8 protein-coding genes are annotated in these 9,759 nt (G+C 62.8%); 5 read left to right on the top strand and 3 right to left on the bottom strand.

Annotated elements, in window-relative coordinates:
- The first annotated feature begins 501 nt into the window (after positions 1-501).
- On the top strand, positions 502-2,316 hold the full coding sequence (glsA, locus tag Y707_RS0110940) for a glutaminase A (RefSeq protein ID WP_026535123.1): 1,815 nt from the start codon (positions 502-504) through the stop codon (positions 2,314-2,316).
- A 70-nt stretch (positions 2,317-2,386) separates the two neighbouring features.
- Here the strand turns inward: glsA and Y707_RS0110935 are convergent, their stop codons facing one another.
- Positions 2,387-3,319, bottom strand: a complete 933-nt coding sequence (locus Y707_RS0110935; protein WP_026535122.1) for an ornithine cyclodeaminase family protein — start codon at positions 3,317-3,319, stop codon at positions 2,387-2,389.
- A gap of 332 nt (positions 3,320-3,651) precedes the next feature.
- Here Y707_RS0110935 and Y707_RS0110930 point away from each other — a divergent pair, with 332 nt between their 5' ends.
- The 4 genes from Y707_RS0110930 to Y707_RS0110915 all read left to right on the top strand — a co-directional run bounded on the left by Y707_RS0110930 (position 3,652) and on the right by Y707_RS0110915 (position 8,043).
- Positions 3,652-5,058 (top strand): trimethylamine monooxygenase, encoded by a 1,407-nt coding sequence (locus Y707_RS0110930; RefSeq protein WP_026535121.1) that lies wholly within the window; start codon positions 3,652-3,654, stop codon positions 5,056-5,058.
- A 164-nt stretch (positions 5,059-5,222) separates the two neighbouring features.
- Positions 5,223-6,764, top strand: a complete 1,542-nt coding sequence (locus Y707_RS25155; RefSeq protein WP_051441883.1) for an MDR family MFS transporter — start codon at positions 5,223-5,225, stop codon at positions 6,762-6,764.
- A gap of 437 nt (positions 6,765-7,201) precedes the next feature.
- Positions 7,202-7,564, top strand: coding sequence for an ArsR/SmtB family transcription factor (locus Y707_RS0110920; RefSeq protein WP_026535120.1), 363 nt, complete (start codon positions 7,202-7,204; stop codon positions 7,562-7,564).
- On the top strand, positions 7,561-8,043 hold the full coding sequence (locus Y707_RS0110915) for an SRPBCC family protein (RefSeq protein WP_026535119.1): 483 nt from the start codon (positions 7,561-7,563) through the stop codon (positions 8,041-8,043). Before Y707_RS0110920 ends, Y707_RS0110915 begins: the two co-directional genes overlap by 4 nt.
- 206 nt (positions 8,044-8,249) lie before the next feature.
- Here the strand turns inward: Y707_RS0110915 and Y707_RS0110910 are convergent, their stop codons facing one another.
- On the bottom strand, positions 8,250-9,227 hold the full coding sequence (locus Y707_RS0110910) for a tripartite tricarboxylate transporter substrate binding protein (RefSeq protein WP_051441882.1): 978 nt from the start codon (positions 9,225-9,227) through the stop codon (positions 8,250-8,252).
- A gap of 112 nt (positions 9,228-9,339) precedes the next feature.
- The gene (locus Y707_RS0110905; protein WP_026535117.1) at positions 9,340-9,546 is read right to left on the bottom strand and encodes a hypothetical protein; all 207 of its coding nucleotides are present in this window, start codon (positions 9,544-9,546) and stop codon (positions 9,340-9,342) included.
- Positions 9,547-9,759 lie beyond the last annotated feature (213 nt).

The following is a 9,759-nucleotide window of genomic DNA, read 5'->3' as shown; positions in this document are numbered from 1 at the left end:
ATCCCGGCCAGAATCGCGTCCAGCGCCCGAAAAGTCCTGCTTCACATGCCCAAAGGCTGGCCCTGGGAAACAGCGTTCACCGACCTGTTCACAGCCATGCTGAAACCGTCAGCCACAGCCCCGGTCTGACCGGCTTCGACCCCGTCCGACCGACACGAAAGAAACAAGTGGAACGCTCCCGGCAGCGAGGCCGATAGCTCCGCAGCGCCCTCAAGCCGCTGGAATAGCCAGTTCCCGTTCCGCGGCTACCTCAGCTGCTGATCGGTGGATCGAGGCTAAGTAGCTCTTCACTGGGCCATCAAAACCTGTCGGCGCTTTGGGCATTCCAACAAGCTGCTCAGCAATAAGTGTTGTTTTCAGCGCCGTTATACCGACACCTATTGCTGACTCGTTGCGGTGGAACGTTGTATCGAACACCTACTGCTGACTCGTTGCGGCGGCTCACCCTGATCTCGACAGAGTGTGGCAAGGACCGTGGGTTCCACCTAATAGGCTGGTGCCATGAAGTCGCCCATCGAGAGTTACCTGCGTACCCTCCACGCAGAGATTTCCGAACTCCGGACCGGCACGCCTTACAGCGCCGTGCCGGGACTGACCGGTGGTGATCCGGACAATTTCGGTATCTGTCTGGCGACCGTGGACGGCTACGTCTATGAGGTCGGCGATACCCGCAAGAAGTTCACGTTGCAGTCCGTCTCGAAGCCTTTCACGTACGGACTCGCACTGGCCGACCTCGGTCCCGACGCCGTGGACGAGAAGGTGGATGTGGAACCGTCCGGGGACTCGTTCAACGAGATATCGCTGGGCCACGGCACCGGCCGTCCCGCCAATGCGATGATCAATGCCGGCGCCCTCGCTTCGACCGGACTAATCAAGGGTTCCGGGGGCCGGTCCGCCATCAAGCGCATCATCAATACCTACTCCGACTTCGCCGGACGGAAGCTTGCCTCCAGCGAGCGGATATTCCAGACCGAACTGCGCAACAGCGACCGCAATCACGCGCTGGCATACCTGCTGAGCTCCTTCAACATCATCGAGGACGACCCCACGACGGTCCTCGAGAATTACCTGCGCCAGTGCTCCGTACAGGTGACCTGCCGGGACCTTTCCATCATGGCGGCGACGCTGGCCAATGGTGGCCAGAACCCGCTGACCGGCAAGCAGGCCCTGGACATTGGACCGGTCGAGCGGGTGTTGTCGGTGATGATGACCTCGGGAATGTACGACGACGCCGGAGCCTGGGTCAGCAACGTGGGCATGCCGGCCAAGTCGGGTGTCGGCGGCGGAACCATCGCGGTGCTCCCCGGCCAGGTGGGTGTGGCCGTCTTCTCGCCGCCGTTGGATGAGCATGGTGGCAGCGTGCGCGGCCTGGCCACGTGCCAGCGGCTCTCGCAGGACATGGAGATGCACTTTGTCCGCTCCGCCCGGGCCGGCAAGTCCGCTATCCGGGCGAGCTACGACATTACCGACGCGCCGTCGGGCGTCCGCCGCAACGAGGAAGCGGCGGCGACCCTGAGTGAGCATGGCCACCGCGCCCGGGTGATCGAGCTAAACGGAGACCTGCTCTTCGCCGGCACTGAATCAATGGTGCGGGAAGTCAGCGCACTGGAGACCGGCGTCGAACTTGTCCTGCTGGACCTGCGCCGCGTGGACGAGGTGGGCGGCGTCGCCTTACGGATCCTGGCCCGGCTGGAGGAAAACCTTTCCGAGGACGGCCGGGAGCTTGTCCTGATCGACGGCGAAGGTACCCTGTCCGAGACGTTCAAGGACGTGGGCCGGGCGGTGCCGACGTTCGAGACGCGCAGGGCAGCAGTCGAATTCGCCGAAAACCGGCTGATTACGACGTACGGTGACGAACTGAGCCTGCCGGATGCGGTCCCCGCGGCGGAATCGCCGGCGCTGAGCACACTGACGCCGGAAGATGCTGCTGCCCTGGCAGCGCGGATGGAACCCAAAATGTACGACGACGGCGATATCGTCCGCCGCGTGGGGCAGCGGTTCGGTGGTGTCTTTTTCATCATTTCCGGCAGGATCAGCACCATCACGACCGGTCCCGAGGGTCAGCGCGTCAAACTGACCACCCTCAGCGCGGGCATGACCTTCGGCGAACTCGCGCTGGGCAGCGAGGACCGGCAGGAGACGACGGAGAAAGCCGAAGGCGCCGTGAAACTGATGGTCCTCAGCGCAGAGGCTATCGAGCAACTGGAAGAGGAAGACCCGCGGCTGGCCGTTCAGCTGTGGCGGGCGCTCACCCGCGACGCGTACACCCGGGTGGATCAGTACCTTCGCGAGACGGCGGTGCGTATCCGGGACTGACGCCAGCAGGTCAAGCCAGCACGGAAGCACGCGCCCCGTTTGGCTAAGAGCGCCAACCAGTTGATCCGGCTCAGAGCTCCGGCTCCACCACGCCCCTCGCGACGGCCAGATCCTGCCAGGACATACCGACGCCTTTGAACACATTCGGCCGGTCATCGGCCCGGGTAACGGCACCGGTGATCACATCACGGATGGGGACCAGCGCGTCGCGGTCGAGGGCGCCGTCGTCAATGGACATCACCACATCACCGGCCTCCCGCAGCGCCGCCCCGATGTCCTCGACCACGACGAGGGACCGGCCCATCAGCGCCGAGTCCAGTTCGCGGCGGTCGGCTTCATGCGATCCCATCGCAACGACGCAGGCTCCGTCCTTCACCAGGGGCCCGTCGAACAGCGGCTCGGCCGCCGACGTTGCACAAACAATAATGTCCGCCTCAGCTGCCTCCGTGGCCGTTCCCGGATCGGCAGGCAGCCCCAAGGACCGGGCTTCGACGACGGCGGCGTCCACCTTGGCAGGGTTCCGTCCGACGACGGATATGCGGCTGAGGGCGCGGATGTCGGCGAATGCCTGAATGTGCGCGAGCGCTTGCGGACCGGTTCCGAACACAACAAGGTGTCCCGCCTCCGGTGCAGCGAGCGTGTCCGCGGCCACGGCAGACATTGCCGGGGTGCGGAGCGTGGTGAGGACGGAGCCCTGCAGGATTGCCTGCGTCGTCAAAGTCTGCGCATCCATCAGCAGGTACGTTGCCTGAATCCGCGGCAGGCCACGGGCCGGATTGTCCGGTGCAACGGATGCGACCTTGATCCCGGCCCAATCACCGAGCACGGACGGCATCAGCAGCAGATGGCCGGCGCCGGCGGGACTGTTGATCCGCTCCGGATCCGAGGCCGGATCGAAACCGCTCTGGAGCACCTGCTGGATAAGACGTCGCGCCCGTCCGGGGCTGATCCTGGCTGTGATGTCGGCCGCGCTGTACCACTGCGGTCCGGTGTCGGCTGTCATATTGGGGCTCCTTATCCTCTGGCTCCCTTTTGACTTTACGTTCCCAAGATGTTCATGTCGTTGGTAGGTTTACCGGCGTTATTGGATCCTCGGTGAACCGTTCGGAATCGCCGGAAGCAGGCCCAACCCCTGCCATGGACACAGCGCCCGCTCCCATTCGACGGGATTGATAACAGGGCCCAGCGCGCACCGCGCTGCCAGTGTCGCCGCCGCAGTTATTTGCCGCCGCGGGTAATGCGCCGTTTACACCGCCACCGGTTTGCCAACCGGCCGTCCTGCCGATTTGGAGCGTCGAATTCGACGACGAAGGATCCAATGGACGAGGAGAGAACATGACATTGCGAGTTGGAATCATTGGTGCCGGCCCCAGCGGCATGGCGCAGCTGCGGGCATTCGAATCGGCCCGGCAGGACGGAACGGAAATCCCCGAGGTCGTCTGTTTCGAAAAGCAGTCGGACTGGGGCGGGCAGTGGAACAGCAGCTGGCGGACCGGGCTGGATGCCTCCGGCGAACCCGTTCACAGCAGCATGTACCGGCACTTGTGGTCCAACGGTCCGAAGGAATGCCTCGAGTTTGCGGACTACACCTTTGACGAGCACTTTGGCCGTCCGATCTCCTCGTTTCCGCCGCGCGAGGTGCTCTTCGACTACATCAAGGGACGGGTGGAGAAAAGCGATGTGCGCAAGTACGTCCGGTTCAACACCGCGGCCCGCTGGGTATCCTTCGACGAGCAGACCCGGGAATTCACCGTCGTCGTCGAAGATCTGGCCGCGGACAAAACCGAGACGTATGTCTTCGACAAACTCGTGGTCTCGGTCGGCCATTTCTCCGTCCCCAACGTGCCCGAATTCGAGGGGATTAACACCTTCCCCGGCGAAGTCCTGCACGCGCACGACTTCCGTGGCGCCGAGCGCTTCGCGGGCAAGGACATCCTGCTGATTGGCAGCTCCTACTCGGCCGAGGACATCGGCGTGCAGTCCCACAAAATGGGTGCCCGCTCCGTGACGTTCAGCTACCGCAGCGGCCCGATGGGCTTCGACTGGCCGGAATCCGCCGTCGAACGTCCCCTGGTGACGCATTTCGATGGCCGGACCGCGCATTTCCGTGACGGCACCACCCGTGAGTTCGATGCCGTCGTCCTCTGCACCGGTTACCAGCATAAGTATCCGTTCCTGCCCGGTGAATTGTCTCTGAAGTCGCCGAACGTGCTTTACCCCGCCAACCTTTACAAGGGTGTGCAGTGGCAGGACAACACGAATCTGTTCTATCTCGGCGCGCAGGATCAGTACTACACCTTCAATATGTTCGACTCGCAGGCCTGGTTTGTCCGTGACGTCATCCTCGGTCGGATCGAGGTTCCCGCTGCCGAAGAACGGATGGCGGATATGCAGCGCTGGCTTGACCGCCAGGATGCCCTGGCCTGCCACGAGGCGGAAGCGGACTACCAGTCGGACTACATCCGCGAGCTCATTGGCCTGACCGACTACCCGGAATTCGATCTGGATGCGGTCTCGTCGCTGTTCAAGCAGTGGATGAAGGACAAGGAGGAGAATATCCTCGGCTACCGCGATATTCCCCACCGCTCAGTCATGACCGGCACGATGGCGGCGCGGCACCACACCCGCTGGCTCAGCGCCATGGATGACAGCCTTGAGCGTTACCTGCATGGACCCTCCGAGGACGTCGATACCGGCACTTTGGAAGCGATCGTGCAGGACAGGCAGCTCACCACTCCGTAGGAACAACCAACCGAATCCTCCCCTTGGCCGCGTACTCCTGTATGCGGCTGCGGGGAGGTTTTATTATGAGCAGGGAATGCGCGGGTAACATCGAGGGTTATCCTTCTCTGTCGGCCTCTGCAGCATTTCCGCTCAATACCTTTGTTTTTTGATAGGACACTTCCGTGACAGAACACAGCTCTGCCGATACGACGACGTCGGCATCGGCGCGCGCCGACGTTGGGAGCACCGGTGTCGGAAGCACGGCGGATGCGCCTGACCACTCAGGCCGGAACAAACTGGTCATCCGGTTGCTGCTGGGAGCGGCTTTCGTCGTCATCCTGAACGAGACCATTATGAGTGTCGCCATCCGCGAGTTGATGATCGATCTCAATATCACCGCCCGCGCGGCCCAGTGGTTGACGACCGCTTTCATGCTGACGATGGCGGTGGTCATCCCGATCACCGGGTTCCTGCTGCAGCGGTTCAATACGAGGCCAGTCTTCATCGCCGCGATGAGTCTGTTCTGCACCGGGACGCTGATCGCCGCCGTCGCACCCGGATTCGAGGTGCTGCTGTTGGGACGGATTGTCCAGGCGTCCGGAACGGCGATCATGATGCCGTTGCTGATGACGACACTGATGACCCTGGTGCCGTCGAACGAGCGCGGCAAGACGATGGGCAACGTCTCGATCGTGATCTCCGTGGCGCCCGCAATCGGCCCGACCATTTCGGGTGTCATCCTGAGTACGCTGTCGTGGCGGTGGATGTTCCTGATCGTGCTGCCGATCGCCGTGACCATGCTGATCATCGGTTACCGGCGGGTCGAAAACGTCACCGAGCCGAGGAAGATACCCATCGACGTCGTCTCGGTTGTGCTCTCGGCCTTCGGCTTTGGCGGGCTGCTTTATGGCCTCAGCCAGGTCGGCGCGGACAGCGGGCCGGCCGAGTCATCGGCGCCAATGTGGATTTCGCTGGTCGTGGGCGCCGTCTCGCTGGCGTCCTTCCTTCTGCGCCAGCGGCTGCTGCAACAGTCCAACCGGGCCTTGCTGGACCTGCGAACCTTCCGTTCGCCGATTTTCAGGGTGGCGGTCGCGATGATGGTAATCATGATGTCGTCGCTGTTCGGAACGATCATTCTGTTGCCGATCTACATGCAGCAGGTGCTGGGATTCCCGCCGGTCCAGATCGGTCTGATGCTGCTGCCAGGTGGCCTGATCATGGGTTTGCTCGCGCCCTTCGTCGGCAGGCTCTACGACCGCTTCGGCCCGCGCGTGCTGGTGCTGCCGGGAACGATCCTGGTGAGTACGGTGCTATGGGTGTTGAGCACCGTTACCGTAAACACCACGGCCCCGCAGTTGGTGGCGGCGCATATGACGTTGAGCGTCGGATTGGCACTGCTCTTCACCCCGCTGTTCTCCGCCAGCCTCGGCTCGCTCCCCCGGAACTTGTACTCGCACGGCAGCGCGATCGTGGGCACTGTCCAGCAGGTTTCCGCCGCGATCGGTACGGCCTTGTTCATCACGGTGATGTCGATCGGCGCCGCGAACCTGGGAGCCGCGGGCGCTGCGGAGAGAATCGCCGTGGCCGGTGGTGTGCGTGCGGCCTTCATGACCGGTGCAATCATCTCGCTGGCCGCCATCGTTGCCGCGTTCTTTATCCGCAAACCCACCGACGACATCGGGGAGTACGACGACGACAGGCAACCAGTCGCCGTCGAACCCTGATCCGGGACGAACTGCCTATCGTGAGCGAACCGCATGGGCCTAAAACCCATGCGCGACGCATCGTGAGCGCTGACGAACACGCATCCTTTATCCGAAAGCAGGACAAGCAAACGCCGCGGATGAACATCCAGTACGAAAACTGGATGAGTTTATCCTGCCTTCGTACTGGACCATCATGTTCGAGAAGCGCACATGGGTTAGTTCTTCCGGGGTGGAATGGAATCCAGTTCGCGTCCCGGGGTGGAAGGGCACCGGTTCGCATCCCGGGTGGGATGGAACCCAGTTCGGATGCGGGAGGAACGCCGCTGGACTTCGCTTAGGAAAACGCCGCTGGACTCGCTCGGGAAAAGTTCCTGCGGACCTCTTGACCACCCTCCTGATCGGGAGTAGCTTGTAATCAACCAATCGGTTTATAAAGAGAAACGTTGATTATAGCCATGAACACCAGCGACGACGACCTCCTCGACAGGGCTTTTTTGGCCCTTGCCGATCCGGCCCGCCGCCGCATCATCGCCCGGCTCAGCCGTGGCCCGGCGACAGTCAACGAACTGGCGGAACCCTTCGCGATCAGCAAGCAAGCGGTCTCGAAGCACATCCAGGTCCTCGAGCAGGCGCAGTTGGTCACGCGGTCACGCGATGCCCAGCGCCGGCCCGTCCACTTGGACCCCGCACGGTTGGAGGCGCTCACCGCCTGGATCGACCGCTACAGGTTGGTCCGCGAGGAGCAGTTCCGCAACCTCGATGCCGTGCTTAGCGAACAGGCCGCTTCACGTGGCCGGCAGACAAAGGATCCATCATGAGCAACGCTCTGAAACTCACTGTTCCGGAAAATCTCCCCTTCATCGATTACGAGCGCGAAGTCGACTTCCCCGTGGCGGATGTCTTCCGCGCCCACAAGGACCCGGAACTGATCAAGCAGTGGCTGGGCCCGCGGGGTATGAAGATGGAGATTGACCACTACGATTTCCGCACCGGCGGCAGCTACCGCTACATCCACACCGGCCCCGACGGCGTTCCCTACACATTCACCGGCATCTTCCACACCGTCCGGGAGAACGAGTTCGCCATCCAGACCTTCGAGTTCGGAGGCTATCCGGACGTTGTCAGCCTCGAATTCATGACGTTCGAGGATCTCGGCAACGGACGCACCCTGCTCCGTGGACACTCGGTCTATCCAACCCAGGAAGCCCGCGACGGCATGGCGGCCTCCGGCATGGAAGGCGGGATGACCGAGGGCTACGAACGGCTCGAAGAACTCCTCGCAGGCGTTCCGGCATAGAGGTGCCTGATCCACCACAGGAAGGACTGTCGAACCAAAGCTACCCGGTGGTGAGTTCACCCATCCGGGCTCAGGCCTCGGGGCTGACGTTGAACTTGATGAGGATATGGAGATCATGGCCGGTCCTGCCAGCAGTCTGACCTACCGGCAGCACCCGCTCAAGTAGGGTTCCAACGTTGCGAGAACCCTACTTGAGCGTCGGTCTCCTACTCGTCGCCGAGGACCTTTTCCAGGGCCGCATCGTACTCATCGAGGTAGGTGACGAACTCGTCGCCATACACCTGCTGCGGCTGTAGCAGGTTGCTTTCGACGTACTCCGTGTAAGCCTCGGTCTCTGCGAAGTCCTTACCCGCATCGATCCAGTGCTGACGGGCTTCCTCGGAGATGCCGCCGGGGGCGATGAAGCCGCGCCACTGTGCGAAGGTCACATCGACGCCCTGCTCAACACCGGTGGGAATATCCGCCAGTTCTTCATAGGTGTAACGCTCGGGAGCCAGCACGCACAGCGGCTTGATGTCCCCTGACTCCAGCTGCCCCAGAACTTCACCGGGGTTAGTCATCCCGGCGTCAATATGCCCTCCCAGGACGCCGGCAACAATTTCCGCACCCGACTCGAAGACCACGGTGTCGAACTCGATATCGAACTGATCCTCGATCAGGCCCCAGGCGACCGAATCGATACCGGCTGCTCCGGCAACACCGGTGGTCACACCGCCCGCTTTCGCGGCGTCAACCAGGTCCATGCAGGTCTCGTGTGGCGAATCCGGGTTCGTAATGACCACGCTGTAGTCATCGCCGAGCTTCATGATCGGCGTGAAGTCCTCATAGGTGAACTCCACGTCCTGGGTAATCGGCAGCGCCATCAAGGCCGTCTCGCTGGCCAGGAGCGTTGAGGGATCCCCGTTGCTGGCCAGCAGCTCGGAATAACCGATCGCGCCGTCGCCGCCGGTGAGGTTCTCCACGGTGATGGTGGAGCCGGTCACTTCCTCCAGGCCCGCAGCCGTCGCGCGGCCGGCAAGGTCGGAACCGCCGCCGGCGCCGAACGGAACGATCATGCGCACGTCCTCCGGCGCGGTGAAGCCCTCGGCGCCAGCTCCGCCGCCGCCGTCCCCGCCACAGGCGCTTAGGGCGAGTGCCGCGACGGCCGTCAGCGCCGGCACGGTGAATTTGGTACGTCGATTCACTAATATCTCCTCGTTGAAATCCGGCACGATGACCCATCGCCGCCTGTAACTCGTCTATCCTACAGGATAGAAGACATACGGAGTGTCCTACGTCACACGTTCAACGGCGAGGTCAGGGGGAACCGGTAATCTTGACTGCAGCCGCAACAACACCGGCTACTAACAATTCGAAGCCAAAGACATGCTCAGCGACTTCCGCGCCGCCGTAGCGGCCCCGGCACAGCTGGTGACCGCCGGCACCGGTGCCGCCGGTCTCGACATTTTCCGCAGGATCTCCACCGTCGTCGTGGATGTCGTGAGCCCGGTGCTGGCCGGACATCCGCCGCGCTTTGTCATTGTCAAGGGCGAAATTACCTCCTCGGACGTTGCCTCAAGGGCCTGCAGATCCGCCGAGCCATGGCAATTCCCTACGTTGTTTTTGCGGGCAACGTGGGCGACGACGGCTCGCTGACCGCCGTCGTCGACACCCTGTCCGCCGCCAACCGCTGACGAGCGCCGGCAGTTCGCGCCGGCGCACTAGTGCCGCCCGAGG

It is taken from the genome of Arthrobacter sp. H14 (assembly GCF_000520495.1).
Classification (GTDB): domain Bacteria; phylum Actinomycetota; class Actinomycetes; order Actinomycetales; family Micrococcaceae; genus Arthrobacter_C.
This window is presented reverse-complemented; position numbering and strand designations above follow the sequence as displayed.

Coding starts and splice junctions, on each gene's coding strand:
- glsA (WP_026535123.1), top strand. CDS start 502: ATGAAGTCGCCCATCGAGAGTTACCTGCGTACCCTCCACGCAGAGATT.
- Y707_RS0110935 (WP_026535122.1), bottom strand. CDS start 3,319: ATGACAGCCGACACCGGACCGCAGTGGTACAGCGCGGCCGACATCACA.
- Y707_RS0110930 (WP_026535121.1), top strand. CDS start 3,652: ATGACATTGCGAGTTGGAATCATTGGTGCCGGCCCCAGCGGCATGGCG.
- Y707_RS0110920 (WP_026535120.1), top strand. CDS start 7,202: ATGAACACCAGCGACGACGACCTCCTCGACAGGGCTTTTTTGGCCCTT.
- Y707_RS0110915 (WP_026535119.1), top strand. CDS start 7,561: ATGAGCAACGCTCTGAAACTCACTGTTCCGGAAAATCTCCCCTTCATC.
- Y707_RS0110905 (WP_026535117.1), bottom strand. CDS start 9,546: ATGTCCGGCCAGCACCGGGCTCACGACATCCACGACGACGGTGGAGAT.